This is a genomic window from Nocardia sp. CA-120079 (assembly GCF_050955745.1).
In the GTDB taxonomy this organism is placed as follows: domain Bacteria; phylum Actinomycetota; class Actinomycetes; order Mycobacteriales; family Mycobacteriaceae; genus Nocardia.
In genome coordinates this window covers 4,389,914-4,413,548 of record NZ_CP192088.1, presented here as the reverse complement: position 1 = coordinate 4,413,548, position 23,635 = coordinate 4,389,914, and the positions used below count along the sequence as shown (strand labels likewise).

Sequence of the window (23,635 nt, the reverse complement as noted above, 5' to 3'; positions counted from 1 at the left end):
CTCAGCCGTCCGACCCGCCCCTGGGCGGCCACCGTTGATGTGCCGCCGTGGGCTGCCGCCGCGCTGGTCTGATTCGATGAAGCGGTTGTCGATGTTCTCGTCGAGGAGTGGACCCTGAACACGTCGTTGGCCGAGGCCCTGTCGGCTGGTCTGCTGCTGGTGGTGCTGGCCTGCGCGGTGATCCGCCCATGGGGGTGGCCGGAAGCGGTGCTCGCGGTCCCGGCCGCCGTCATCGTGATCGTCACCGGCGCGATCGCACCCGGTCACGCGGTGGCCGAGGCCGCACGGCTGGGCCCGGTGATCGGTTTCCTGGCGGCGGTGCTTGTGCTGGCTCAGCTGTGTGCCGACGAGGGCCTGTTCCAGGCGTGCGGGGCCTGGATGGCCCGCAGCGCGGTGGGACGCTCGCGGCGGCTGCTGGTGCAGGTGTTCGCGATCGCGTCGGTGGTCACGGCGGTCCTGAGCCTGGACGCCACGGTGGTCCTGCTGACCCCGGTGGTGTTCGCCACTGCCGCCCGACTCGGTGCCCGCCCGAAACCGCACGTCTACGCCTGCACCCACCTGTCGAACACCGCCTCGCTGCTGCTGCCGGTGTCCAACCTCACCAACCTGCTCGCCTTCGCGGCCAGCGGGCTGAGCTTCACCCGGTTCGCCACGCTGATGGCGCTGCCCTGGCTCGCGGCCATCGTCGTCGAATATGTAGTGCTGCGCCGGTTCTTCGCCACCGACCTGGCCGCGGGCGCCCAGGCCGCGCCGGACGAGGGGGCGCCGGATGGGGTGGCGCTGTTCGCAGTGGCCACCGTCGCCGGCACGCTCGCCGGGTTCGTGGCGACCTCGGCGCTCGGGGTGAACCCGGCTTGGGCGGCACTGGCCGGGGCCGCGGTGCTCGCCGTCCGAGCCATGATCCAGCACCGAACCACCCCGGCCGGGATCGTGCGCTCGGCCTCACCGGGCTTTCTGGTGTTCGTGCTGGCGCTGGGCATCGTGGTGCGCGCGGTGGTCGACAACGGGCTCGCCGCCGCGCTCGCGCACCTCGTCCCGCACGGCACGACACTGCCGACCCTGTTCGGTATCGCGGCGGTCGCCGCGGTCCTGGCGAACGTCATCAACAACCTGCCCGCCACCCTGGTCCTGCTTCCGCTCACCACCGCGGCCGGACCGGGTGCGGTGCTGGCGGTGTTGATCGGGGTGAACATCGGCCCCAACCTCACCTACGCCGGATCGCTGGCCACCCTGCTGTGGCGGCGCATCGTCCACGACCACGACACCGACGTGAGTCTGGGCGAATTCACCCGGCTGGGATTACTTGTTGTGCCCGCCGCGATGACGCTGGCCGTGATAGCACTGTGGGCATCGCTACACATCTTCGAAGGGTGAGGTCGTGGCCGTCGTAGTCTGGATCGCCGAGGGCACCTGGCCCGCCTGCGTCGATGCCGCCCGCGCCCACACCCCCGCCGACGCCGAGATCGTCCTGCTGCACGTCACCGACCACGAAGTCGCAGCCACAGCGCACGCCGCGTTCGCCGGGCTGCTCGGACGCGGCCACCCCGAACGCGACCCCGGCGCCCGTATGGCGAACCTGGCCGCGGCCTCCGCTCGTCGGCTCCTCGCCGCCGCCGCCGACCGGCTGGGGCGACCCTGCGTCCAGCTCGCGCGGACCGGGCGCATCGAGCGTGAGGTTGTCGCTGCCGCCGACGGGGCGGACCTGCTCATCGTTGCCCGCGACGGCGACCGCACCCACCTGGGGCCGCGCAGCCTCGGCCCCGCCAGTCGCTTCGTCGTGGACCACGCCCCCTGTCCGGTGTTGCTGGTGTGGCCCGCAACGACACCCGGCATCGACACCCTCCCCTCCCCGCCACCGCACCCACCTCACCACGAGTAGCTCTCACAACCGGTTTCCGCACTCGCCGCGCCGCCATGGTGGCCTCGCGTACGGCGCGGGTGAACTGCATCGGCCACAGGTGCTGTCGCGCGGCCGATCGAGTGCCGACGATAGAGTCCTGGGATGACCTGGACCGTCGGTTTCGACCTCGACATGACGCTGATCGATTCCCGGCCGGGTGTTTGCAAGGCGATCGAGCAGTTGACCACCGAGTTCGGTCTGCCGTTGCGTGCTGCCGAACTGGCCGACCGGCTCGGGCCGCCACTGGCGATGCTGCTGGCAGACGCCGGTGCGCCCGAGGAACTCATTCCGGCACTCGTGACCCGCTACCGCGAGATCTATCCGTCGATCGTGCCCTACATTCCGGCCATGCCCGGTGCCGATGCCGCATTGGATGCCGTCCGTGCGCGCGGCGGACGGGTGCTCATCGTGACCGGTAAGCACGAACCGCTGGCCCGGCTGCACGTCGCCGAACTCGGCTGGCAGATCGATGAGGTGGTCGGCGATCTGTGGTCGGACGGGAAGGCGGCGGCATTGCGCGAGCACGGCGCGGATCTGTTCGTCGGCGATCACGAGGGCGATATGCGCGGGGCGCGGGCGGCGGACGTCTTTGCGCTCGGGGTCACCACCGGACCCTGCGATGCCGACGAATTGCGCACGGCGGGCGCGGATTTCGTCCTCGACGAGCTGACCGAGTTCCCGGACTGGCTGGCCGCGCGCTAGCGTCCGCCCGCCGCACCCTCGACTGTCGCGAACCGCAACGACAACCCGTCCAGCAACGCGCGCAACCCGGTCTCGAAGGCTGCGTCATCGATAGCGCGTTGCCGCCCCGACAGCAGATGCGCCTCGTCCAGATGCGGATAATTTCCGCGATAGACCGCCGCGTCCTCCGGGAACCCGCCGGCGAACGATCCCAGCGTCGACCCGGTGACGAAGAACCGCATGAGCGCACCCACCTGGGTGGCCTCGCGGCGCGGCCAGCCCGCCGCCACCAGACCACCGAAGACCGCATCGGCCTGCCGCAACGCATTCGGCCGTCGGCCCATGCCCTGATGCAACGCGGGCACCACCCTCGGATGCGCCGCCAGGGCCGCCCGATACGACCTGGCCCAATCGCGCAGTGCCACCCGCCAATCCGAGATATCGGTGAACATGGACAGATCGATCTTGCCGAGTACGGCATCGACCATCGCGTCCAGCAGATCGTCCTTGGTCGCCACATGGTTGTAGAGCGATGGGCCCTGTACGCCGAGTTCGGCGGCGAGTCGACGCATCGAAACCGCTTCCAGTCCTTCGGCATCCACCAGATCCAGCGCGGCCGACACGATGCGATCGCGGCTGAGCAAGGGGTGGCGCGGCCTTCCCACGAAAACCTCCTGGTCGATCGATCCAGTGTCACACCGGCGGGTACCCACAACATCAAACTTGCATCGCTAGTTTATCGGTGGTTAGCATACGAGAAACTTCCGCCGTTAGTTTTCTTGCCCGGAGTCGCGATGAACCTGGAACTGTCCGATGAACAGGCCGCCGCCAAGCGCCTCGCCGCCGAATTCGTCGACCGCGAGATTGCGCCGCATGCGACGGAGTGGGACCGGACCGAATCCGTCGATACCGCGATCGTGGCCGAACTGGGTGAAGTCGGTTTCCTGGGTCTGACCATTCCCGAGGAATACGGCGGCAGCGGCGGTGATCATCTCACCTACTGTCTGGTACTCGAGGAACTCGGGCGCGGCGACTCCGCAGTGCGCGGAATCGTCTCGGTCTCTTTGGGTTTGGTCGCCAAGTCGATCAACCACTACGGCACCGAGGAGCAGAAACGCACCTGGCTGCCGCGCCTGACCTCGGGTGGCGCGCTCGGTTGCTTCGGCCTCACCGAACCCGGGACCGGTTCCGATGCGGCGCGATTGCGCACCCGTGCGGTCCGCGACGGCGACGACTGGGTGTTGTCCGGGACCAAGATGTTCATCACCAACGGCACCTGGGCCGATGTAGCCCTCATTTTTGCCCGCACCGGCGGCGAAGGGCATCGCGGCATCACCGCATTCCTGGTCCCGACCGACTCCCCCGGCTTCACCGCCCGCACCATCCACGGCAAGCTGGGACTGCGCGGTCAGGCCACCGCGGAACTCGTACTCGACGGTGTCCGGGTCCCCGACTGCGCCCGATTGCACAATGAGGGCAAGGGTTTCACCGTCGCCATGGCGGCGCTCGCCAAGGGCAGGATGTCGGTGGCCGCCGGTTGTGTCGGCATCGCGCAGGCCTGCTTGGACGCCGCCGTCGGATATGCCACCGAGCGCGAACAATTCGGCAAACCGATCGCCGGGCATCAGCTGGTGCAGGAGTTGCTCGCCGATATCGCCCTCGATGTCGATGCGGCCCGGCTGCTGGTGTGGCGGGTGGCCGATCTGATCGACCGGGGTGCCGAATTCGCCGTCGAGTCGTCGAAGGCCAAATTGTTCGCGAGTGAGGCCGCGGTGCGGGCCGCCGATCGGGCGCTGCAGGTCTTCGGCGGTTATGGCTATATCGACGAATTCCCGGTCGGCAAATATCTGCGCGATGCCAAGGTGATGACCCTGTACGAAGGCACGAGCCAGATCCAGAAGCTACTGATCGGTCGTGCGCTGACCGGAGTCAGCGCATTCGGATGACCGCCGTATCAAACTCCCGAGGAGAACGTTCGATGACCAGATTCACCGATCGGGTCGCCGTTGTCACCGGCGCGGCGCAGGGTATCGGCGCGGCCACCGCGCAGCTGCTCGCCGCCCAGGGCGCACAGGTCGCGGTGCTCGACCGCAATGCACCCGAGGACACCGCCGAGCAAATCGTCGCGGCGGGCGGCGCGGCCCGCAGTTATGTCTGCGATGTCACCGACCGCGCCTCGGTGGAATCCGTATTCGCCGATATCGCAACCGATCTCGGCGGTCCGCACATTCTGGTCAACAATGCGGGCATCACCCGCGACGATCTGTTCTTCCGGCTCTCCGAGGACGACTGGAATGCGGTGCTCTCGGTCAATCTGACCGGCGTTTTCCACTGCACCCAGGCGGCCCAGGAGTACATGGTCGCCCAGCGGTACGGCAAGATCGTCTCGCTGTCCAGCCGCTCGGCGCTCGGCAATCGTGGTCAGGCGAATTATGCCGCCGCGAAGGCCGGCATCCAGGGCCTGACCGCGACATTGGCCATCGAGCTCGGGCCCTACAACATCAATGTCAATGCCGTCGCGCCCGGCTACATCGCCACCGCGATGACGGCCGCGACCGCGAACCGGGTCGGGGTCACAGCCGAAGACCATCAGAAGGCTGTGGCCGAGCGGACTCCCCTGGGCCGCGTGGGACAGCCCGAAGAGGTTGCGGCGGTGATCGCGTTTCTGGCCAGTGATGAGGCGTCCTATGTCAGCGGCCAGACGCTGTACGTCAATGGTGGGGCCCGCTGAAGGCTTAGGCGCCTGGGTCCCGGCCCAGCGTTCACCAGGCAACCGCGCCGAAACGGTTGAAGAATCCGCCGGTGGGTCCGTCGGGTCCGATCGTCGCCAAGTGCACGATGGCATCGGCGCCCTCGGTGACCGTTTGATGCCCCGAATTCCCGTTCAAATCCGTTGCGGTGTAACCGGGATCGGCGGCATTGACCCGCATCTGCGGCAGTTCGCGGGAGTACTGCGTGGTGATCATGTTCAGTGCGGTCTTGGAGGCGGGGTAGACCAGTCCCAGGATCTGCGATTCGATCCGGCTCGGATCGGAGGTGATGGCAATCGATCCGATACCGCTGGACACCATCACGATGCGCGGGTTGGTGGCCGGGCGCAGTAGCGGCAGGAAGGCGTGGGTCACCTGCACGGGCCCGAAAACGTTGGTCTCGAAGACATTTCGGAAATCGGCGGCCACGGTATCGGCGGGTGTGGCGCGCGTACCGCCGATACCCGCATTGTTGATCAGAACATCCAGGTGCGGCGTCCGGCCCGCGATGGTCTGAGCGGCGGCCGCGATCGATTCGACGGACGTCACATCCAACTGGACGAACTCGACATCCAAACCCTGTTCGGCGAGTTCGAACGCGGCCGTCTTACCCCGCTCCGCATCGCGGGCACCGAGGAATACCCGCCAGCCGAGTTCGCCCAGCCGGCGGACCGTTTCGCGGCCGATTCCCTTGTTCGCCCCGGTCACCAGGGCTGTTGTCGTGTTGGTCATGACTCGACCTTGGCCCGCCACCCGAATCTCGCTCCAGGGCTGACAACTCCTGGGACCGGCAGTACCACCCCGGGGTCCGTGCCCTGCGGCATCATCGAGGCATGGATCGCGCCGAACTCGCCAAGCTGCTGCGGCAGGCCCGGGCCCGGGTGCGGCCGCGCGATGTCGGGCTGCCCACCGGTTCGCGCCGCCAGGTGCCCGGACTGCGGCGTGAGGAGGTCGCGCAACTGGCCGGTGTCAGCGTCGACTATGTGGTCCGGCTCGAACAGGGACGCGGACCGCGACCGTCGGTGGCGGTGCTCGGCGCGCTCGCCCGCGCCCTGCGCCTCGCCGATCCCGAACGCGATCTGCTGTTCCGGCTGGCCGGTTCCGCGCCACCGCAGGAAGGCCGCATCAACATGGTGGTGCGACCGAGCGTGCTGCGGCTGCTCGACCGGATGGCGGATCTGCCCGCGCTGGTGATCTCCGCGAAAGCCGATGTGCTGGCCTGGAATCCGATGGCGGCGGCATTGCTCGGGGACTTCTCCGCGTGGTCGCCCGCCCGGCGCAACATCATCTGGCAGTCCTTCCTCGGGACCGAACCCTCCCGCGTGGTCTTCACCCTCGCCGAGGCCGAGGCGGCCGCCGAATCCTGGGTCAGCTCGCTGCGCAGTGCGAAGGCGGCCTATCCCGACGATCCGGACCTGGCTCGGCTCATCGCCGAACTACGTTCGCGCAGTATGCGATTCGACCGAATGTGGCGCGAAGGGAGTACCGGCAACTGGCGCAGCGCCACCAAGACCATCGATCATCCCGAGGTCGGACGGTTGGTCCTGGATTGCGACGCTCTGTTCGTCCCCGACAGCGACCAGGCCGTGGTCGTGTACTCCGCGGCACCCGACACTCCCGCCGCCTCGGCACTCGAACTGCTCCGCATTACGGGGACGCAGCAGCTGAGCGAGCGGCGATAGCGCCCGGCGGCCGATCGCGCGATGTTGGTCCAGGCGGCCGAATGCCTTCGTCCGCATAGTTTTTGAGGATCGCGCACCAGGGATAAGCGCTACGAAGTAGTCACTGGCCGACTGTGTCCGCGACGTTCGAGTCCGAGACCGACTATTGCGGGTCCCGCGCTCAGCAAACGATGCTCGACTTCCGGGTCCGCGACCTGGATGCGATGCTCACGCAATTGCGCGCCTGGGGAGCGGATGTGGCCGACGAGACGCAGGGCATGGCGGGTGTCGGTCGATTCGGCTGGGTCACCGATCCTGAGGGCGATCGGGTCGAACTATGGCAGCCCGCCTGATCCGGTCGCGGTGCTATCCGGAGAACTCGTCGGCGAGGGTGTTCCAGAACATGAGTTCGTAGTTCTGGAAGAGTCTGGCGTACAAGTGGGCGTCGTTCGGATTCAAGCCTCCGCTGTCGATTCCGGCCTGGATCGCGGCGTGGGCCCGCTGTTCGGCTTCGGGGGTGTCGGCGGCGAAGAAGTCGAAGAATGCGCAGGCGGGGTCGTCGAACTCGTAGTGCGCGCGCATGCCTTCGGCGACGGCCCGGCAGTAGCGGCCGAATGCGGCGACATTCGCGTAGATACCGGCCGCGGCGGCGGAAGGCTCGGCGTTCAGCGCCAACCACGCGACATAGGCCGGGTAGGCCTGGCAACCCGCTCTGGGTAGCTCCATGCCCTGGTCGGGTCCCGCCGCCGCCACGAGCGCGTCCAACAGCGCGAGTGCCTGCCGCTCGCCGGGAGGGAGGCCGTCGAGGAACGCTCTGACATGCGGTTCGTCCGTCTTCGCGGCCAAGGTGTGGAAGCTGCGCCAGTCGCTGCTGACGATGCGCTGTTCCTCGGCGGCGATCGCGGCGAAGACCGCGCGTGGCGCTTTGCCCGTCGAGATGAGCGGAACCATGCGGTTGTCGGCGTCGTGCGGGGCCAGTTCGGCTTGGATCCCGTCGACCAGGTCACGAGCGGTAAGGGTCATCGGAGCCTCCCTGTGGGAATGCCTCCATTCAAGCGCGGTTCGCCCGCGCGCGACAGGTGTTCAGTCGCCGTGCTCGGCATCCCAGTGTCGGCGAGCGTCGGCGATGCGGTCCTTGTGATCGCGCGACCAGTCGGCGAGTGCGCCGATCGCCTCGGCCAGGCTCTGGCCGGTCTCGGTGAGCTGGTATTCGACCTGCGGTGGAATCGTCGGATACGCGATGCGCTCGACCATGCCGTCGCGGCACAGCCGCTTGGTGGTCAGTGTCAGCATCCGCTGTGAGATCCCGGGAATCGCCCGCTCCAATTCACGGAAACGCCGCACTCCTTTACTCAGTTCGACGATCACCAGTACCGTCCACCGATCCCCCAGCCGGTCGAGCACATCGCGGATGCCGCAGTCGTCGTCGCCACAGGGCCCATCGGGAATAGTGCCCGTGACCTGGGCGGTGATCGCCGTGTTCGTGACCGACATGAAAGTGCCTCCTTATGCCGCGCGCCGCGGCCGCCGATGCTGGTGACGAATTCAGCAACTACAACAATCGGGAGCGTTGCGATGATCCTGGTAACCGGCATCTCCGGATCCCTCGGCGGCCTCGTCCACCGCGGCCTGTCCACCCTCGACGGCCTGACAGTAGCGGCGGGCAGCCGCTCCGGTGACGACACCACCACGCGTCGAATCGATTTCGACGATCCGGCAACGCTGTTCGCGGGACTGCGGGATGTCGATGTCCTGGTACTGATTTCGGCCGGATACGCCGAAGACGATGTGGTCTTGGCCCGACACGGTGCGGTGCTCGACGCCGCCGCGGCCGCCGGGGTCCGGCACGTGATCTACACCAGCCTCGCGGGTTCCGGCGATCTGATGACCATTGCCCTGCCGCATCGATGGACCGAAAAGCGGCTGGCTGCAGCACCATTCGACGTGACCGTCCTGCGCAACGGCCTCTATGCGCAGGTGCCGGTCGGGCTCGCCGTCGCCGGTGCCGTCTCCTCGGCCGAATCAGGGGTATTCGCCGCGGCATTCGGCGCCGGCCGGATCTCGGTGGTGGCGCGCGAGGATCTGGCCGAGGTGGCCGTGCGGGTGGCCGCGGAGACCGAGCGTGATCTGGCCGCGGGTCGGCGGAGCAGGCATGCGGGCAAGGTGTACGAGCTGGAGGGTGTCACCGCGGTCGGCGGTGCCGATATCGCCGAGATCTTGAGCGAATCCCTCGGTCGCCCAGTGCGATACGCGCCCGTCTCGCTCGGTGAAATGCGGAATATGTTGCAGGACAGTGGATTGGAGCCGTATCAGATCGCGCACACACTCTCGTTGTTCGCCAATCTCGGTGCCGGACTCCTCGAAGCATCGGGCACCGACTTGCTCGAGCTGCTGCCGAATGCACCGCGCGATGTCCGGGCCCTCATCACCAGCGCGGTGCAGTCGGGCGGGTATCAGTCGGTATCGGTGAACACCGCGGGCTGAGCAAGCCGCGGCGGTGTGATTCGCATCCATCCGCGCAGGATCACGGGCTGGAATGTCGTTCCCGACCGTCCAGGCCGCTACACGCGCGACGTGCGGACCATCGCCTGACCGGTTCGTCAGAACACTTTGGGTGGCACCGAAAGCGGACCCTGCGCGCCGGGCGGGCGCGGGGTCCCGCGGCGCTAGTGACTCCGAATTCGGTGGCTGCGCGCTTCGGCCCCGAATAGGCTCGGTAGATGCGCTTGCTCGTGCCGTACCACCTCGATGAATACCGGCCGGAGATCGATGCTCCGATCACCCCGGATGCGGTGGTCACGGCCGAGCTCCCGGATGTCGATGATCCCTGGGCGCGGATGGCCGTGCTCTATGACGCGGTGGCGGATCGAGTTGCCGGATCCGCGATTCGCGGTGAACGCGCGATCGTCGCGTCCGGGGATTGCACGACCGCGCTCGGCACGGTGGCCGGATTGCAAAGGGCCGGACTCGATCCCGCGCTCGTCTGGTTCGACGGGCACGGTGACGTGCAAACCCTCGAGACCTCCGCGTCCGGCTACCTCGGCGGCTTCCCGTTGCGCATGCTCGTCGGCTACGGCCGCCACCTCATAGCCGACCGAATCGGCTTGCGCGACATCCCCGAAGACCGCGCCGTCCTGGTCGGCGGCCGAGACCTCGACCCACCGGAGGTCGAATACCTGCGTACCGCGCAGATCCGGCACCGGCCGGTCGATGACATCGGCGACCTTCCGGACGGCCCGCTCTACCTTCATGTCGATTTCGACGTGGTCACCCCGGACGAACTCCCGGGCCTGCTCTTCCCCGCGCCCGACGGGCCCACCATGGCCGAGGTCTCGGCCGCCGTACGAGCCGTTCTCGGCACCGGCCGAGTAGCCGCCTTCGGCCTGGCCTGCACATGGCACGACGACGCCACCGCCGCCGCACACGTCCGGCCCCTCATCGATTCCGCCTGATTCGGGATCCGTACTAGTAGGCCGATCAGGCCGACGGGCAGAGGTTGTCCAGGATCAGCGCGAGGGTGAATGCGAAGCGGTCGCGCCCGGTGCCGGAGGTGAGCTCGGCGGCATAGCGCCGGGTCTGCGGGAAGGTGTCGGCGGGGAGGGAGGTGAACCGGCGCACCAGCTCCTCGCGGCTGACGACCCACTCCTGATCCGGGTGTTTGCGCCGCTGCTGGACCAGCGACTGCTCCAGGGCGTAGGCGCTGACATAGAGGGAGATCGCGTCCAATGCCCATGCGGCGGTGCGGGGTTCGATTCCGCCCGCGAGCGCGATCGCGAACAATCCCTCCCGGACCCGCAGTGCCTCGAGATTGGTGGGGACCATGGCCAGTGCGGCGCGCGAGACCCCGGGGTATTTCAGGTATTGGTCGCGGATCTGGCTGAACACGTTCAGGAGCTGACCGCGCCATTCGGCCGGAGCCGGTTCGGGCAGCACGATTTCGGCGCTGAGCCTGCCGACCAGTAGATCGTCGATATCGTCCTTGTTGACGATGTGCGCATACAGCGATGAAGGCCCGGTGCCGAGCACCGCGGCGACCCGGCGGATGGTCAGCGCGTCGTACCCCTCGGTGGCGACGACCTCCAGTGCCGCATCGGTGATCCGAGTGACCGTGATGGGTTCCTTGCGGGGCGAGGATGCCGCGGTGTCGTCGGTGGATTGGGCGTGACGAGCGGCTCGGCGCTGTCGGGGAGCTGCGGGCATGCCGGTCACTATAGCTTGACACGAACTTAGTTCGCCAAGTAGAACAATGTTCGTGAATATAGAACTTAGTTCGTACGGAGGTGCGTGATGCGAGTTTCCGTCATCGGAGCCGGTCTCGGCGGCCTGTGCCTGGCACAAGGCCTGCGCGGAGCCGGGATCGAAACCCAGGTGTTCGAGCGCGACCCGGCGATCACCGCACGGTTCCAGGGCTACCGGCTGGTGCTGAACCCGGAGGGCTTCGACGCGCTGCGCGGCTGCCTGCCGCCGCGCTGGCACCCATTGCTGGACGCCGTCGTCGGCGACGCCTACGGCGAGCGCCTGATCCTGGACCCGCAACTCAACCAGATCGGTGCGCTCGAACCCGGCCGCCACGCCACCGTGGTCGACCGCGACGTACTCCGCCACCTGCTGCTCACCGGCCTGACCGTGCACACCGGCGCCGCACTGACCGGCTACGACCTGCTGGCGGACGGCCAGGTCGAAGCCCAGTTCGCCGATCGAGACCCGGCCACCGCGAACCTGCTCGTCGGCGCCGACGGCGTCAACTCCGCGGTCCGATCCGTCCTGTCTCCGCAGACCACCCCGACCGACACCGGCGTCCGGTTCGTCATCGGCCGCACTCCGCTGACCGCCCAGTTCACCAGCCTGTCCCGAGCCTTCGGCTCGAAGATCGCCGGAGACGGAGTGAGTCTCCTGCTCGGCGCGATGCGTTTCCGCACCCCACCGAAGGAGGCCGCCGAAGCGCTGGCCCCCGAAGTGACCCTGCCCGACATCCACGACTACGTGCGCTGGGCCATGATCCTGCCCCCGAATGGCTCAGTCCGCACCGAAACCCCGCAGGAGGCCGTGCTGTCCAGAATGCCCGGCTGGCACCCGGACCTGCGCGCACTGATCGAGCAGTCCGACCCCGACAACAGCACCCTGCTCTCCATCCGAGTAGTCGAACCCGGCCAACGCTGGACCCCCGGTCCGGTCACCCTGCTCGGCGACGCCATCCACGCCACCTCACCGACCGGCGGCAACGGCGCCAACACCGCCCTGCGCGACGCCGACCTCCTCCGCCGCACCCTCACCCAGACCCCCACCCTCCTCGACGCAGTCGACGACTACGAACGCGAAATGCTCGACTACGGCGCCGAAGCCGTCCGCTTCAGCCTCGCCGCCCTCCCCGCCTACACCTCTCAGACGAAACAGCCCTGACCGGCTCGTTGTCCTACCCGGCGGCCTTGTACTCGCGCAGGTATTCGCCGGTGAGGGAGGTGGGGTGGGTCAGTAATTCGGCGGGGGTTCCGGTGAAGACGATTTCGCCGCCGTCCTTGCCGCCATCGGGGCCGAGATCGATCACCCAGTCGGAGTGGGCCACCACGTCGAGGTTGTGTTCGATCACCACCACCGTGTTGCCGCGGTCGACCAAGCCGTCCATCAGGGCGAGCAGGGTGTCCACATCCGACATGTGCAAACCGGTGGTGGGTTCGTCGAGGACGTAGACGGTGCCGGTGTTCTGGAGTTGGGTCGCCAGTTTGATGCGTTGGCGTTCACCGCCGGACAGGGTGCTCATGGCTTGGCCGAGGCTGAGATAGTCCAGGCCCACTTCGTTCATCGTGCGCAGCTTTGTGAACAGTGCCTTTTCGGTGAAGAAACCGAGGGCTTCTTCGGCCGACATCGCCAGCACATCGGCAATCGACTTGTCGCGCAAGGTCAGTGCCAGCACTTCGTCGGAGAACCGTCGTCCGTCACACGCATCGCAGTGGGTGGTCACCGGGTCCATGTAGGCGACTTCGGTGATGATCACGCCGCGACCCTCACACTGTTTGCAGGCTCCGGTCGAGTTGAAACTGAACAGGCCGGGTGACTCCCCCGTCGCCTTGGCGAACAGCTTCCTGATCGGATCCATCAGCCCCAGATACGTTGCGGGCGTTGACCGCGACGATGCCCCGATCGCCGATTGGTCGACGAAGATCGCGTCCGGATGTTCTCGGACGAACACGTCGCGGATGAGGCTGCTCTTACCGGAACCGGCGACGCCGGTGATCGAGGTGAGAATGCCGGTCGGCACCGCGACGGTCACATCTTTGAGGTTGTGCACATTCGCATGCTCGATCAGCAACGCTCCGTTCGACTTACGGAAGGTTTCCTTCACCGTGAACGGCCTGCGCAGTCCCGCACCCGTCGGCGTATCCGCGGTCCGCAGTTCGGCGAAGCTGCCCTCGAACACCACCTGCCCGCCGTGCAGACCGGCGCGCGGCCCGACATCGACGATATGGTCGGCGATCTGGATGACGTCCGGATCGTGCTCGACCACCAGCACCGTATTGCCTTTGTCCCGCAATGCCTTCAGCAGGTTGTTCAACCGGCCGACGTCACGCGGATGCAATCCGACGCTCGGTTCGTCGAAAACATAGGTCATCCCGATCAGCGTGCTCGACAGATGTTTGATCATCTTGAGCCGCTGCCCCTCACCGCCGGACAGCGTCGAGGTCGGCCGATCCAGGCTCAGATAACCCAGTCCGATATCGATCACCCGCCGCAGCGCGGTCCGGATCGCGGCGGCCAGTCCGAGCGCGGCCGGATCGCTGATCTCATCGAGCACCACCATCAGATCGGTGATCTGCAGTCCGGACCAGTCGGCGATATTGCGGCCACCGATCTTCGTCGCCAATGCCGCTTCGTTGAGCCGAGCACCACGACAGGTAGCACAGACACCTTCGGTGAGGAATTTCTGCATCTGTTCGCGCGTCTTCTCGCTGAGCGTGGAGGTGTCGCGTTGTAACCGGGTGCGAGTGAATTTCGCCGCCAGCCCTTCGTAATTCGCCTTCCAGGTGCCCTTGGCGAACGTCAGTTCCACCTTGCCGCCGGTGCCGTAGAGCAGGTCGGTGAACTCGTCCTCGGTGTAGTCGGCCAGTTTCTTATCCGGATCGAAGCGCCCGGATTTGCCGTACATCTGCCACTCGCCGCTGTCCACCGCGTAACCGGGCAGCAGAATCGCGCCTTCGTTCAGCGATTTGCTCCGGTCGACCAACCGATCCGGATCGGCCCGCACCGTGACTCCGAGACCATCGCAGTCCGGGCACATACCCTGCGGCACGTTGAACGAGTAGTTGTAGACGAATCCGGCTGAGGGCGAACCGAATCGGGCGAACATCGCCCGCACCATCGAGTAGATATCGGTCATCGTCCCGACGGTCGAGCGCGGCCCGCCGCCGACAGGCTGCTGGTCGATGATGACCGGAGCCGTCAGGTTCTCGATCGCCTCGGCGTGCGGCCGCTCATAGCGTGGCAGGAAGTTGAGAATGAACGCGGGGAACGTCGCATATAGCTGACGCTGCGACTCGACGGCGATCGTGTCGAAGACGATCGACGATTTGCCCGACCCGGAGACGCCGGTAAAGACGGTGATCTTGTTCTTGGGGATTTCCAACGACACATTGCGCAGATTGTGCTCACGGGCACCGAGCACACGGATGACATCCGTGGCGACGACGGAATCGGCAAAAGGCATGTCGCCCACCATGCCATGCGCGACCGACAAAATGCCCGGCGGAATGTGATGCAGATCACATTGATGCAAAATGCGCATATCGTGCCGTATGTGCCGTGACCAGCGCTTTCTTCGGTTCCGCCGTGAAGGTCCAACATCTCGGTGGATTCCGTTGACGCTCTTGAATTTCGCCCCCTGTCTCATCTCATGAGCCGAGGAAGAGACGTTCGCACGGAAGGCGCGGATAGCGACTTGTGTCGCCGAGATCGATGGTGACCGCATCGGTGTAGTGCCGCCTCTGGTGCTCACGCGTGAATGTCAACGCGGCGGTAAGGCAGGCGGCGTAGTCGAGGCGAACGCCGTGCAGGAACACGCTGAGGTGTACATCCGGTTCGTAAGGGCGAGGCGAAACGCCTTCGGGGTCTCGCCGTTTCGGGCTCACGATCCCTCGATGTCGCGAACATCGGTGGGCTGGATGGTGATTGCGTCGGCCCGGTCGAGATCGGCGTCCGAATCGCAGATCCATCCATCCTCGTCGACCGGCATCAGCGAACCGTCCGCACCCTCGAAGATCGGACGGCTGTCGATGGGAGCGCGGTCGAGTTTCTGCTGTGTGTCCCTGTGGAAGTCGTCGAGCAGGCGACGCACGGATGGAGCTATCGCCGGGCCTGCCCACTCCCGGACTGCGTGTGCGACCTGCTCGACCAGATCGGGTGGTGCGCCGGTGTACGCGGCTGGTGGTCCGATGAACGGATCTCGTTGTGGAAGCTCTCGTTTCGGCGTGGACATCAGGCAAGGGTGTGTCAAGTGCCAATGTTCAAGCGGCCCAGACGCGGAACTCGCGGAACTCGCGTGAAAGCCCAGCGATTCTTCCGATGACGTAGTTATGCTCCTTCCGCCAAGAAAGGAAGCTGCATCACAAAACGGAAGGGGATCGCAAGGGTGACCGAAGACAACGAGGGGCGAGAAGATGACGGAACCACCCTGCCCCGTAGGCAATTGGGCCGTTCACTGCGAGAGGCACGGACAGGAGCGGGCATGAGCTTGGAGGTGGCCGCGCGGACACTCGGTTGGGGTAACGCAACCATTAGCAGACTGGAGAACGGCCGCAACAAAACGGTCAGGGCGACAGATCTTGATGCCCTGGGCGGGCTGTACGGGGTTGACGCGGAAGACCTTGTGGCATGGAAGGAACTTGCGGGACATCCCCCGGTCCGGTCCTGGCTGCGCACTTACAGTGACCTACTGGAACCGAAGTTCAACACCTACATCGAACTCGAATCCGCCGCAAGCGAATTGGCTATATTTCAGCCGCTCATCATCCCCGGTCTGCTCCAAACTCACGACTACGCGCAGGCGATGAACCGAGCCAAGCAGCCGCGAATCCCGGACGAGGGGTTGGAACGGGTGGCAGCGGTTCTGGCGCGGCGTCAGCATCTGCTCACGCGGCCCCGGAACCCGTGCAAGCTCACGGCCGTGATCCACGAGAACGCGCTGCGGACCATCATCGGTGGCGCACAGGTGATGGCTGATCAATGCAGGCATGCAGCGGACATGAGTACGCTCGAGAACATCGAGGTACGCATACTCAGGCAAGAAGCTGGCTTACCGATTGGCAGGCTGGTCACCCCGTTCATTGTGATGACCTTCCCGAAAGACGCACAAGGAAAGCCGGTAGAACCGTCGGTCATCTACGCCGAGAGCTACACGGGGGATGCGTATCTCGAGAAGCGCGACGACGTGCAACGTTGTCGGCACACGTTCCGTACGCTGATCGGGGCGACGATGGATGCTCGGTCGAGCCGCACGCTATTGAGAGAGATGGCTAGGAGTTATAACAGTGAACGCTGAAGTCGACCTGACGGGGGCGAAGTGGTTCAAATCAAGCCGCAGTTCGGGGACCAGCGGCGAATGCGTGGAGGTAGCGCACCTGGACGGGGGCATGGTCGGCGTGCGGGACTCCAAGAGCCCGACCGGCCCGGCGTTGGTCTTTACGCCTAGCGAGTGGGACGCCTTCACCGCAGGCGTGAACCACGGGGAGTTCGATCGGATATAGGCCGAAGTATTAGATCGGAATGTCCATCCCGCAAGGAGTTACGACCGTGAACGTCGACCTAACCGACGCGCAGTGGTTCAAATCGAGCCGCAGCCAGGGAGGGGCCGACTGTGTAGAGGTTGCGTTCCTCGCAGAAGGACATGTCGGCATGCGAGACTCCAAGAACCTGACCGGTCCGGCACTGGTGTTCACTCCGTCCGCGTGGGACGCCTTCACCGCTGGCGTCAACGACGGCGAGTTCGACTTGACGTAGGCCGTGGTATTAGATCGGTCCCTCGTTCTCTGGAACCGTCTGCATGCCCGGAGTGTCCATCCCGCAAGGAGTTACGACCGTGAACGTCGACCTAACTGGCGCGCAGTGGTTCAAGTCCCGGCGCAGTGAAGCCGGAAAAGACTGCGTCGAGGTAGCCTTCCTCGACGGCAGCTACGTCGGTATGCGGGATTCGAAGAACCCTACCGGTCCAACGCTGGTGTTCACTCCGTCCGAGTGGGATGCCTTCACCGCAGGCGTGAACCACGGCGAGTTCGACCGGACGTAGGACGAGGTAGCAAAGCGGCCCACAGAATCCTGGGGGCCGCTTTGCGTATCCGGCAGACCAGGTTCCGAATGGACGGCGTTCGCGTACCGCGTCTTCGGACTACTTGTTCAGGAAAATGCCTGCGATATCGGCTTTTTTGATCGGGGTGTCCTGATTGACCTGCGCACCGCACAGCAAGTCCACCTGAATCATCGTGGCATCGACCGCCGTGCCCGCGGGCTCGTGATCATTGTTGGTCTGCTGCTTGATGAATTTGGTGATCGTCGTGCGCTTGGTGTCCTGATCCTGTTTGACGTAATCGCGGCAGGTGGTGTCGCCCCCTTGGTTGAGCGCACGCTCGATATCGCTGCAACCGGCCAGCAGTGCCGCGACGGCCGCGACCCCGAGTCCGGTCCGTAAGAGCGTGGCGTTCATAGAGATCCTCCTGGCGCTTCGGCGGGCGACCGTGCCCGCGACGACGCCAACAGCCTAGGGCAACGGAGGGTTACGGTCGGAACGTGCACAGCGGCACATTCATCTCCGCGGGCGTGAGCGAACCGTGGTGGCCGATCAGCATGGATTCCAGCGGTTCGGCGCCGGTGCGTACGACGCCGCGCAGACCACTGGCCGCGACCACGAGATCGCCGATGCGCTCGGCGATATGCAGTGCCACCGTGGGGCCGAACCAGGCGCGGTCGATTGCCTCGGCGCGAGAGATGACATCGAAGTCGGCGCCGAGGTATTCCTGCCAGGTCGCCGCCACATCGGCGGTCGCGCCGTCGACGGTGAAGACATGGCGGGCGCGCGGCTCGCCGCCGAGTAGGCGTACACCCTCGCGCAGTATCTCGGTCTTGTCGAAGTCGACGCGGTCAGTGAGTTCCACCATGCCGTGGTCGGCGGTTACGACGAGCGCGGCATCGGGGGGCAGATGTCCGGCGATGGTGGCGGCCAGCCGGTCGACGTGCGCGAGCTCCAAAAGCCAAGCGTCCGAGGATGGTCCGCGCACGTGACCGGTAGTGTCGAGGTTGCCGTGGTAGGCGTAGACCAGCGAGCGCGGGCCCGCGCGCAATGCGGTGGCGATGCCGTCGACGAAATCGCCGACGGAAACATAGGGGCGGAATTCGCAGCCGCGCAGCACCGCCCTGGTCAGCCCGGAACCCGCCTGCAGTCGCGGCGCGACCTGGGCCACCGCGATACCGTCGGCCGCGGCGCGCTCGAAAACCGTGGCGGTGGGCTGGAATTGCTCCGGCACCAGATCTCGCAGCAGGTCGATCTTCGGTCCCGCGCCGTGTAGTCGCCAGGTCAGCGCATTCACCAGCCGGTCGTAGCCGGGCACGTGTATCAGGTATCCGGTAAACCCGTGTTCGCCGGGCGGGACACCGACGCCGAGTGAGCTCAGACTGACCGTCGTCGTGCTCGGGAAGCCCGCGGTCAGCGTGCGCTGCGCCAGCGCCGACAGGAACGGTGCCGCATCGGAATTCGCGGCGAGTGCATCCGCGCCGAGACCGTCGATCAGCAGCACACAGATCCGGTCGGCGGCGAGCTCGAGGCCGAGCCGGTCGACCTCGCTGGGCACGCCGAACCCGGCGAGGATGGAGGGGAACAGATCAGCCAGGGAGCCCGTGCCGTACTGGGGCGTGATGAACACGAACTCAGGCTACTCAGGCTTGGCCGGTCTCGAATCGACTGATTTTGCCGTCACGGACGATGAAGCGCCACGCGGTGCGCATCGAACCCCAGCGGGAATTCGTGTAGTCGGCAACCAGTTCGGTGCCGTTGTCGCCGACCGATTCGACATTCATGCGCCCATTGCTGCCGAAGATCTCGGAGTCGGTCCACTGGACGAGGTTGCGCTCCACACCGTCATCGGACATGGTCGCGTCGTCGGTGAGGATGGCGTAGAAGCGGTCCTGATCGCTGTCGTTGAGCGCGGTGACGAATTCCTGGACCGTTGGATCGAGCTGCTGTGTCATCGGAACATCCCTCTCGAAGAGTGCGGGTGCATCGAACAGCAAATGTTCGGCTTCACTCTAGTGTCGGGTGCGCTCGTGCGCGTGTCACGCGCCGGGGCCGACCAGCGCGGTGAAGGTGCGCATGATGTCCTCGACCAGTGTGGGCGCGGTGGTGCCGAGTTGGATGCTGCGCTTTTCGAGCTGACCATCCAGCCACAGCGAGGCCATGCCGTGCGCCAGGCTCCACCACATGACGGCCAGGGTGTCGGCCTTATCGGCGGGCAGCAATCCGGCGGCGACGGCTTCGGCAATGGTGTCGGCGAGGACATCGAAGGCCGCGTCGCCCGCCGCTCCCGCGTCCGGATGCTTATCGGGTTGCGAGAGTTCCGGGCGGAACATGAGACGGAAGTAGCCGGGATTTTCCTGAGAGAACCGCACATAGGTTTCGGCCAGCGCGGTCAACGCTTGTAGCGGTGTCCGGGCGGCGGCGCGCGCGGCGGCCAAGTCACTGCCGAGCTGACGGAATCCCTGGGTCGACAGGGCGGCGAGCAGGGCCGAGCGATCAGCGAAATGGTGGTACGGGGCGCCGGTGCTCACGCCCGCCTCGCGGGCCACCCGTCGCAAGCTCACCGCGGCGAGGCCCTCGGTCTCGATCAGCCGGAGGCAGGCGGCGAGGAGCGTGTCGCGCAGCGCGCCGTGGTGGTAACTGGTCCGCGTCACCAGTCGAGCGTATTCGACGCCTGCTGGACAGCCTAACTATGCAGTGCTTAGATAATCTGAGCGGCGCTCAGATGGGCTGGCCGCATTCCCTCCTTCGAAGCGGGTAAGCATATGAGCTCACGGGTACTCGTCACCGGCGCAACAGGATTCGTCGCCGGACACGTCATCGCCGAACTGCTCGAGCACGGATATGCCGTGCGCGGCACGGTTCGCGACCTCGGAAAAGCGGATAAACGCGCACATCTGGTAGCGCTTGCGGATCGGCTCGGCGGCGAGTTGGAGTTCGTCGCGGCGGATCTCGACGACGATGCGGGGTGGGCGGCGGCCGTTTCGAGCTGCACCTCCGTCCTACACGTGGCCTCACCGTTTCCGGCGACGCCACCGGACGACGAACGAGAATTGATCGATACCGCGGTCGACGGGACATTGCGGGTCTTGCGGGCGTGTGCCGACGGCGGCATCGAGCGGGTCGTGCTCACCTCCTCGATCGCCGCGATCACCTATGGTCACGAGACCGATGCGGTGCGCACCGAGGCCGATTGGTCGGTGGTCGAACGCAGTGCGGCCTATCAGAAGAGCAAGACGCTGGCCGAACGGGCGGCATGGGATTTCGCCGCGAAGTCGGATCTCGAGCTGGTGGTGGTGAATCCCGGAATGGTGTTGGGGCCGTTGGAATCCGCGGCGACGAGCACGTCGCACGAACCGGTGCGCCGCCTGCTCGCTCGTGATGCGCCCGGTTCACCGCGCGTGGGATGGGCAGTGGTGGATGTGCGCGATCTCGCGGTGGCGCATCGACTGGCGCTGGAGGCTCCCGGAGCGGTCGGAAATCGGTATATCTGCGCGGGCGAACATGTCTGGATGGCGGATATGGCGCGGACGTTGGCCGAGGAGTTCGGGCCTCGTGGATACCGGGTACCGACGCGGGTTATCCCGAATATTCTCGTGCGAACGATTGCCTTGTTCGACAAGGGGATTCGATTGACGGTGCCGACGTTGGGCCGTACCGAGCAGCTCAGCTCCGAGAAGGCGCGGCGTGAGCTCGGATGGTCGATGCGGCCGGTGCGGGAAACTGTTCTGGATACCGCGGAGAGTTTGATCGAATTCGGCGTCGTGCCTCGGGCTGACGGTGTGTCGTCGCATCGGGCAGCGGTGAATGCGTAGGGCGGGGCCATGCTGATCGCGACACTCATCATCGGCACCATCGGGTTGGTGCGACGCTGGTTGGGCAGGCGGACACCGGAGACGAAATCCGATGCGCCGCAATGGCGAAATGTGGTGCGACGGATCATCGGGTCGGCCAGGTTGCGGCGACCGGGTCCGGTATTGGCGGCGGTGGTGACCTTGGCCGGGATGATTTGGGTGGGACTGGCGCTCGCGCCGTGCTGATCGGTTCGGCCTGGTAGACACAAAGGGTGACGGCTGCGCAACCGCCGCTGGTCATCGCAGGTTGGGGCGATCGGCTGCTGCGGGTCGCGGCCGAATATGCCGATATCGTCGCGCTGCCGGGTGCGGCTCCGGCGTACAACGGCGAACCGCTGCAGTTCGTCGGACCCGCCGCCACCGATGCGCGGATGGTGTACCTGCGGGAGTTGCTCGGGTCACGGGCCGAGGATGTCGAGTTGAATATCCTGCTGCAGCGCGTAATTCCACCCGAGGAACGGTCGGCCGCATTGGAACTGTATGGGCCGCATCTGCCCACCGATGTCGCCGACCGACCAGAGGAGTTGCCCGCATTGCTGATCGGCACGCCGAAGAAAATGGCGCGGCAGTTGGAACAGCGCCGGGAACGGTTCGGATTCAGCTACGTCACGGTGCTCGAGAGCAGCATGGAACCGATGGGCCCGGTAATCGAACTGCTGCGCTGAATGCGGGGACACGCCACGGCAGGTCAGTCCGCGACATTGTGCGCGGCCAGCCAGTCGGCCGCCCGTTTCCGGGAGGCCCGGCTCAGCCACGCGTCCTGGATGACCTCGGCCAACTCCTGCTTACCGAGTTCACCGATGCGGCTGCCGCGCACCAGGACCGAAAGATGCCCGTCGAAATGCGGGGTGGTGAAGAACGGTGAATCCGGATCCTGCACCAGCGCGAGTTTGTCCGACTCCGAGGGCACCCAGATGACGATCACATCGGCATAGCGCTCACCGGTGTCCGGGTCGAAAGCGTCGGGGCGCGGATTGCGGAAGAAGACGAAGGATTTGCCGCCGACCTGGTACACCGCATTGCCGTGCGGTCCGTCCACCCGGTTGACGAACGGCATGCCGGTGGCCAGTTCGTGCACGTCGGACACCTCGGCTCGTCCCGAAACTCTCGCCATATCAGCAGCGTAGACCGCGATCGCAGATCGGAGTCGAACCTGCAATGGAGGACGGTCGGTTTGCCGTCGGACCCTCGACTCGAGCTAATGCGTACGCCATCATGAGATAGCGAATGTGAGCTCACACTGACGATGGGGTTGACGAGGTGGCACAATTCCGCACCCTCACCCGACAACGGGCCGCACTGGAAAAAGAATGGGCGCGTTGGGCGACGGCTCCGAGTAGCACTCTCGGCATACCCGCGGGTTCGACCTCGCTACGTAATGAGGTCTTCCAATCCTGGCAGCGGTCGCTGACGACCGTCGATCCGAGTTGTACCGAAGCGCCCGGCCTGGACAACATCCGCGATCGCTGGACCGAATCGCCACTGCGCCAACCGATTACCGAGCTGGCCGGTGATCTGCGCGACATCTCCGAGGACGCCGGCTATCTCGCGGTCGTCACCGATGCCGCGGGCACCATCCTCTGGTCGTGCGGCGATCGCGCGCTGCGCCGCCAAGCCGAGGCGGTGAACTTCGCGCCGGGCGGCTGCTGGGACGAAAGCCATATGGGCACCAACGGTTTGTCACTCGCCCTGCACAGCGACCGCCCGACCACCGTGTTCTCCGCCGAACATCTGGTCGCCGCGCTGCACAGCTGGGTCTGCTATTCCGCGCCGATCCACGCACCCGACGGCCGCCAGATCGGTGTGCTCGATCTGTCCAGTTCCTGGGAGCGTTCGCATCCGATGGTGCTGACCTCGGTCCGCGCGCTGGTCACCGCGGTCGAAACGATGTTGCGGGCGGCCGCACCGACACCGGCGCGCGGTGTGCGGCTCGAATGTCTGGGCGGCGCACGGCTGGTCCGCGACGGCAGGCCGGTGCCATTGCCGCCGCGTCATCTGGAAATCCTGGCGCTGCTCGCGCTGGAGCCCGACGGGTTCACCCCCGAACAACTGCAGGCCGCGGTCTACGGCGATCGTCCGGTGTCGTCGAGCACGCTCAAGGCCGATGTCTCACATCTGCGACGCACCACCGGCGGTGAGATCAGCAACCGCCGCTACATGCTCACCGGCCCGGTCTCCTGCGATGCGGTCGATCTACTCGCCGCCATCCAGGCCGGCGACACCACCTCGGCGGTCTGGCTCTACCGCGGACCGCTGCTGCCCGGTTCGGACACCCCAGGTGTGCTGCAGTGGCGTAACCATCTCGATGTCGGGGTGCGCACCGCGGTACTGGCCAGCGACCGCGCCGATCACGCCGTGGCCTTCGGCGAGCGCGCCCCCGGTGATATCGAGGTCCACGAACACGCGCTGCGATTGCTGCCCGCCGACGATGTGCGCCGGTCCGTGGTCGTCGCCCGGTTGTATACCGCGCTGCGCTCCTGAGTCACCCCCGTCACAACGGCACCAACCTCGCACCAACC

Annotated in this window: 30 protein-coding genes; 18 read left to right on the top strand and 12 right to left on the bottom strand. The window is 66.1% G+C overall.

The genetic code is table 11. The features are described 5' to 3' along the window. The first annotated feature begins 126 nt into the window (after positions 1-126). The 3 genes from ACQPYR_RS20095 to ACQPYR_RS20085 all read left to right on the top strand — a co-directional run bounded on the left by ACQPYR_RS20095 (position 127) and on the right by ACQPYR_RS20085 (position 2,602). The gene (locus ACQPYR_RS20095; RefSeq protein ID WP_433634407.1) at positions 127-1,374 is read left to right on the top strand and encodes an arsenic transporter; all 1,248 of its coding nucleotides are present in this window, start codon (positions 127-129) and stop codon (positions 1,372-1,374) included. Positions 1,375-1,378: 4 nt separating this feature from the next. After that, positions 1,379-1,879: a universal stress protein gene (locus ACQPYR_RS20090; RefSeq protein WP_433634405.1), complete on the top strand. Its 501-nt coding sequence runs from the start codon at positions 1,379-1,381 to the stop codon at positions 1,877-1,879. 123 nt (positions 1,880-2,002) lie between these two features. After that, positions 2,003-2,602 carry an HAD family hydrolase gene (locus tag ACQPYR_RS20085; RefSeq protein ID WP_433634403.1) on the top strand — a complete coding sequence of 200 codons (600 nt, stop codon included), beginning with the start codon at positions 2,003-2,005 and terminating at the stop codon, positions 2,600-2,602. On the opposite strand, the gene ACQPYR_RS20080 is transcribed toward ACQPYR_RS20085, so the two are convergent. Further along, positions 2,599-3,246 carry a TetR/AcrR family transcriptional regulator gene (locus tag ACQPYR_RS20080; protein ID WP_433634401.1) on the bottom strand — a complete coding sequence of 216 codons (648 nt, stop codon included), beginning with the start codon at positions 3,244-3,246 and terminating at the stop codon, positions 2,599-2,601. The two genes, ACQPYR_RS20085 and ACQPYR_RS20080, sit on opposite strands and share 4 nt — an antisense overlap. Positions 3,247-3,375: 129 nt before the next feature. Between ACQPYR_RS20080 and ACQPYR_RS20075 the strand changes: the two genes are divergently transcribed. Then, positions 3,376-4,527, top strand: coding sequence for an acyl-CoA dehydrogenase family protein (locus ACQPYR_RS20075; protein ID WP_433634399.1), 1,152 nt, complete (start codon positions 3,376-3,378; stop codon positions 4,525-4,527). A gap of 32 nt (positions 4,528-4,559) precedes the next feature. Then, positions 4,560-5,312, top strand: a complete 753-nt coding sequence (fabG, locus tag ACQPYR_RS20070) for a 3-oxoacyl-ACP reductase FabG (RefSeq protein ID WP_433634397.1) — start codon at positions 4,560-4,562, stop codon at positions 5,310-5,312. 31 nt (positions 5,313-5,343) lie between these two features. Here fabG and ACQPYR_RS20065 read toward each other — a convergent pair whose 3' ends face one another. After that, a complete protein-coding gene (locus ACQPYR_RS20065) occupies positions 5,344-6,063 on the bottom strand; it encodes an SDR family oxidoreductase (RefSeq protein ID WP_433634395.1) in 720 nt (239 codons plus the stop codon). A 101-nt stretch (positions 6,064-6,164) separates the two neighbouring features. Between ACQPYR_RS20065 and ACQPYR_RS20060 the strand changes: the two genes are divergently transcribed. Together ACQPYR_RS20060 and ACQPYR_RS20055 are read left to right on the top strand one after the other, a co-directional pair. Further along, a complete protein-coding gene (locus ACQPYR_RS20060) occupies positions 6,165-7,013 on the top strand; it encodes a helix-turn-helix transcriptional regulator (protein WP_433634393.1) in 849 nt (282 codons plus the stop codon). A gap of 113 nt (positions 7,014-7,126) precedes the next feature. Next, a complete protein-coding gene (locus ACQPYR_RS20055) occupies positions 7,127-7,345 on the top strand; it encodes a VOC family protein (protein ID WP_433634391.1) in 219 nt (72 codons plus the stop codon). 13 nt (positions 7,346-7,358) lie between these two features. On the opposite strand, the gene ACQPYR_RS20050 is transcribed toward ACQPYR_RS20055, so the two are convergent. Further along, positions 7,359-8,015, bottom strand: a complete 657-nt coding sequence (locus tag ACQPYR_RS20050) for a hypothetical protein (protein ID WP_433634389.1) — start codon at positions 8,013-8,015, stop codon at positions 7,359-7,361. Between the two features lie 60 nt (positions 8,016-8,075). Beyond that, positions 8,076-8,486, bottom strand: coding sequence for a winged helix-turn-helix transcriptional regulator (locus tag ACQPYR_RS20045; RefSeq protein ID WP_433634387.1), 411 nt, complete (start codon positions 8,484-8,486; stop codon positions 8,076-8,078). Positions 8,487-8,567: 81 nt separating this feature from the next. On the opposite strand from ACQPYR_RS20045, the gene ACQPYR_RS20040 reads away from it, so the two are divergent. Together ACQPYR_RS20040 and ACQPYR_RS20035 are read left to right on the top strand one after the other, a co-directional pair. Then, entirely contained in the window at positions 8,568-9,476 is a 909-nt protein-coding gene (locus ACQPYR_RS20040; RefSeq protein ID WP_433634385.1) for an NmrA family NAD(P)-binding protein, read from the top strand. Between the two features lie 236 nt (positions 9,477-9,712). Continuing rightward, the gene (locus ACQPYR_RS20035) at positions 9,713-10,444 is read left to right on the top strand and encodes an arginase family protein (protein ID WP_433634383.1); all 732 of its coding nucleotides are present in this window, start codon (positions 9,713-9,715) and stop codon (positions 10,442-10,444) included. Between the two features lie 25 nt (positions 10,445-10,469). Here ACQPYR_RS20035 and ACQPYR_RS20030 read toward each other — a convergent pair whose 3' ends face one another. Further along, positions 10,470-11,192 (bottom strand): TetR/AcrR family transcriptional regulator, encoded by a 723-nt coding sequence (locus ACQPYR_RS20030; protein WP_433634381.1) that lies wholly within the window; start codon positions 11,190-11,192, stop codon positions 10,470-10,472. A gap of 87 nt (positions 11,193-11,279) precedes the next feature. Between ACQPYR_RS20030 and ACQPYR_RS20025 the strand changes: the two genes are divergently transcribed. Then, positions 11,280-12,392, top strand: a complete 1,113-nt coding sequence (locus tag ACQPYR_RS20025) for an FAD-dependent oxidoreductase (RefSeq protein WP_433634379.1) — start codon at positions 11,280-11,282, stop codon at positions 12,390-12,392. Between the two features lie 13 nt (positions 12,393-12,405). Here ACQPYR_RS20025 and ACQPYR_RS20020 read toward each other — a convergent pair whose 3' ends face one another. Together ACQPYR_RS20020 and ACQPYR_RS20015 are read right to left on the bottom strand one after the other, a co-directional pair. After that, a complete protein-coding gene (locus ACQPYR_RS20020; RefSeq protein WP_433634377.1) occupies positions 12,406-14,691 on the bottom strand; it encodes an ATP-binding cassette domain-containing protein in 2,286 nt (761 codons plus the stop codon). A gap of 417 nt (positions 14,692-15,108) precedes the next feature. After that, positions 15,109-15,459 carry a hypothetical protein gene (locus ACQPYR_RS20015; RefSeq protein ID WP_433634375.1) on the bottom strand — a complete coding sequence of 117 codons (351 nt, stop codon included), beginning with the start codon at positions 15,457-15,459 and terminating at the stop codon, positions 15,109-15,111. 153 nt (positions 15,460-15,612) lie between these two features. Between ACQPYR_RS20015 and ACQPYR_RS20010 the strand changes: the two genes are divergently transcribed. The 4 genes from ACQPYR_RS20010 (at position 15,613) to ACQPYR_RS19995 (ending at position 17,265) form a co-directional block, all read left to right on the top strand. Further along, a complete protein-coding gene (locus tag ACQPYR_RS20010) occupies positions 15,613-16,521 on the top strand; it encodes a helix-turn-helix domain-containing protein (RefSeq protein ID WP_433634373.1) in 909 nt (302 codons plus the stop codon). Further along, positions 16,511-16,726, top strand: coding sequence for a DUF397 domain-containing protein (locus tag ACQPYR_RS20005; RefSeq protein ID WP_433634371.1), 216 nt, complete (start codon positions 16,511-16,513; stop codon positions 16,724-16,726). The genes ACQPYR_RS20010 and ACQPYR_RS20005 overlap by 11 nt, the downstream gene beginning before the upstream one ends. Before the next feature lie 46 nt (positions 16,727-16,772). Then, on the top strand, positions 16,773-16,979 hold the full coding sequence (locus tag ACQPYR_RS20000; RefSeq protein ID WP_433634369.1) for a DUF397 domain-containing protein: 207 nt from the start codon (positions 16,773-16,775) through the stop codon (positions 16,977-16,979). A 79-nt stretch (positions 16,980-17,058) separates the two neighbouring features. Next, on the top strand, positions 17,059-17,265 hold the full coding sequence (locus ACQPYR_RS19995; protein ID WP_433634367.1) for a DUF397 domain-containing protein: 207 nt from the start codon (positions 17,059-17,061) through the stop codon (positions 17,263-17,265). Positions 17,266-17,364: 99 nt separating this feature from the next. Here the strand turns inward: ACQPYR_RS19995 and ACQPYR_RS19990 are convergent, their stop codons facing one another. The 4 genes from ACQPYR_RS19990 to ACQPYR_RS19975 all read right to left on the bottom strand — a co-directional run bounded on the left by ACQPYR_RS19990 (position 17,365) and on the right by ACQPYR_RS19975 (position 19,916). After that, positions 17,365-17,679, bottom strand: coding sequence for a hypothetical protein (locus tag ACQPYR_RS19990; RefSeq protein ID WP_433634365.1), 315 nt, complete (start codon positions 17,677-17,679; stop codon positions 17,365-17,367). Between the two features lie 70 nt (positions 17,680-17,749). Continuing rightward, positions 17,750-18,892 (bottom strand): alkaline phosphatase family protein, encoded by a 1,143-nt coding sequence (locus tag ACQPYR_RS19985; protein WP_433634363.1) that lies wholly within the window; start codon positions 18,890-18,892, stop codon positions 17,750-17,752. Between the two features lie 13 nt (positions 18,893-18,905). Then, positions 18,906-19,217, bottom strand: a complete 312-nt coding sequence (locus ACQPYR_RS19980; protein WP_433603178.1) for a nuclear transport factor 2 family protein — start codon at positions 19,215-19,217, stop codon at positions 18,906-18,908. 84 nt (positions 19,218-19,301) lie between these two features. Then, positions 19,302-19,916 (bottom strand): TetR/AcrR family transcriptional regulator, encoded by a 615-nt coding sequence (locus tag ACQPYR_RS19975; protein ID WP_433634361.1) that lies wholly within the window; start codon positions 19,914-19,916, stop codon positions 19,302-19,304. A gap of 111 nt (positions 19,917-20,027) precedes the next feature. On the opposite strand from ACQPYR_RS19975, the gene ACQPYR_RS19970 reads away from it, so the two are divergent. Genes ACQPYR_RS19970 through ACQPYR_RS19960 form a run of 3 tightly spaced genes read left to right on the top strand, consistent with a single transcriptional unit; the run spans position 20,028 to position 21,781 of the window. Further along, positions 20,028-21,077, top strand: a complete 1,050-nt coding sequence (locus ACQPYR_RS19970; protein WP_433634358.1) for an NAD-dependent epimerase/dehydratase family protein — start codon at positions 20,028-20,030, stop codon at positions 21,075-21,077. Between the two features lie 9 nt (positions 21,078-21,086). Next, a complete protein-coding gene (locus ACQPYR_RS19965) occupies positions 21,087-21,302 on the top strand; it encodes a hypothetical protein (protein ID WP_433634356.1) in 216 nt (71 codons plus the stop codon). A 26-nt stretch (positions 21,303-21,328) separates the two neighbouring features. After that, positions 21,329-21,781 carry a hypothetical protein gene (locus ACQPYR_RS19960; protein WP_433634354.1) on the top strand — a complete coding sequence of 151 codons (453 nt, stop codon included), beginning with the start codon at positions 21,329-21,331 and terminating at the stop codon, positions 21,779-21,781. A 23-nt stretch (positions 21,782-21,804) separates the two neighbouring features. On the opposite strand, the gene ACQPYR_RS19955 is transcribed toward ACQPYR_RS19960, so the two are convergent. Beyond that, positions 21,805-22,230, bottom strand: a complete 426-nt coding sequence (locus ACQPYR_RS19955; protein ID WP_433634352.1) for an MmcQ/YjbR family DNA-binding protein — start codon at positions 22,228-22,230, stop codon at positions 21,805-21,807. A 146-nt stretch (positions 22,231-22,376) separates the two neighbouring features. Here ACQPYR_RS19955 and ACQPYR_RS19950 point away from each other — a divergent pair, with 146 nt between their 5' ends. Beyond that, the gene (locus tag ACQPYR_RS19950) at positions 22,377-23,597 is read left to right on the top strand and encodes a transcriptional regulator (protein ID WP_433634350.1); all 1,221 of its coding nucleotides are present in this window, start codon (positions 22,377-22,379) and stop codon (positions 23,595-23,597) included. Positions 23,598-23,635 lie beyond the last annotated feature (38 nt).

What these genes read in the sequence shown, in the direction of transcription:
- ACQPYR_RS20085 (WP_433634403.1), top strand. Translation starts at nt 2,003, where the DNA reads ATGACCTGGACCGTCGGTTTCGACCTCGACATGACGCTGATCGATTCC.
- ACQPYR_RS20075 (WP_433634399.1), top strand. Translation starts at nt 3,376, where the DNA reads ATGAACCTGGAACTGTCCGATGAACAGGCCGCCGCCAAGCGCCTCGCC.
- fabG (WP_433634397.1), top strand. Translation starts at nt 4,560, where the DNA reads ATGACCAGATTCACCGATCGGGTCGCCGTTGTCACCGGCGCGGCGCAG.
- ACQPYR_RS20065 (WP_433634395.1), bottom strand. Translation starts at nt 6,063, where the DNA reads ATGACCAACACGACAACAGCCCTGGTGACCGGGGCGAACAAGGGAATC.
- ACQPYR_RS20060 (WP_433634393.1), top strand. Translation starts at nt 6,165, where the DNA reads ATGGATCGCGCCGAACTCGCCAAGCTGCTGCGGCAGGCCCGGGCCCGG.
- ACQPYR_RS20050 (WP_433634389.1), bottom strand. Translation starts at nt 8,015, where the DNA reads ATGACCCTTACCGCTCGTGACCTGGTCGACGGGATCCAAGCCGAACTG.
- ACQPYR_RS20045 (WP_433634387.1), bottom strand. Translation starts at nt 8,486, where the DNA reads ATGTCGGTCACGAACACGGCGATCACCGCCCAGGTCACGGGCACTATT.
- ACQPYR_RS20040 (WP_433634385.1), top strand. Translation starts at nt 8,568, where the DNA reads ATGATCCTGGTAACCGGCATCTCCGGATCCCTCGGCGGCCTCGTCCAC.
- ACQPYR_RS20035 (WP_433634383.1), top strand. Translation starts at nt 9,713, where the DNA reads ATGCGCTTGCTCGTGCCGTACCACCTCGATGAATACCGGCCGGAGATC.
- ACQPYR_RS20030 (WP_433634381.1), bottom strand. Translation starts at nt 11,192, where the DNA reads ATGCCCGCAGCTCCCCGACAGCGCCGAGCCGCTCGTCACGCCCAATCC.
- ACQPYR_RS20025 (WP_433634379.1), top strand. Translation starts at nt 11,280, where the DNA reads ATGCGAGTTTCCGTCATCGGAGCCGGTCTCGGCGGCCTGTGCCTGGCA.
- ACQPYR_RS20020 (WP_433634377.1), bottom strand. Translation starts at nt 14,691, where the DNA reads ATGCCTTTTGCCGATTCCGTCGTCGCCACGGATGTCATCCGTGTGCTC.
- ACQPYR_RS20015 (WP_433634375.1), bottom strand. Translation starts at nt 15,459, where the DNA reads ATGTCCACGCCGAAACGAGAGCTTCCACAACGAGATCCGTTCATCGGA.
- ACQPYR_RS19990 (WP_433634365.1), bottom strand. Translation starts at nt 17,679, where the DNA reads ATGAACGCCACGCTCTTACGGACCGGACTCGGGGTCGCGGCCGTCGCG.
- ACQPYR_RS19980 (WP_433603178.1), bottom strand. Translation starts at nt 19,217, where the DNA reads ATGACACAGCAGCTCGATCCAACGGTCCAGGAATTCGTCACCGCGCTC.
- ACQPYR_RS19970 (WP_433634358.1), top strand. Translation starts at nt 20,028, where the DNA reads ATGAGCTCACGGGTACTCGTCACCGGCGCAACAGGATTCGTCGCCGGA.
- ACQPYR_RS19965 (WP_433634356.1), top strand. Translation starts at nt 21,087, where the DNA reads ATGCTGATCGCGACACTCATCATCGGCACCATCGGGTTGGTGCGACGC.
- ACQPYR_RS19955 (WP_433634352.1), bottom strand. Translation starts at nt 22,230, where the DNA reads ATGGCGAGAGTTTCGGGACGAGCCGAGGTGTCCGACGTGCACGAACTG.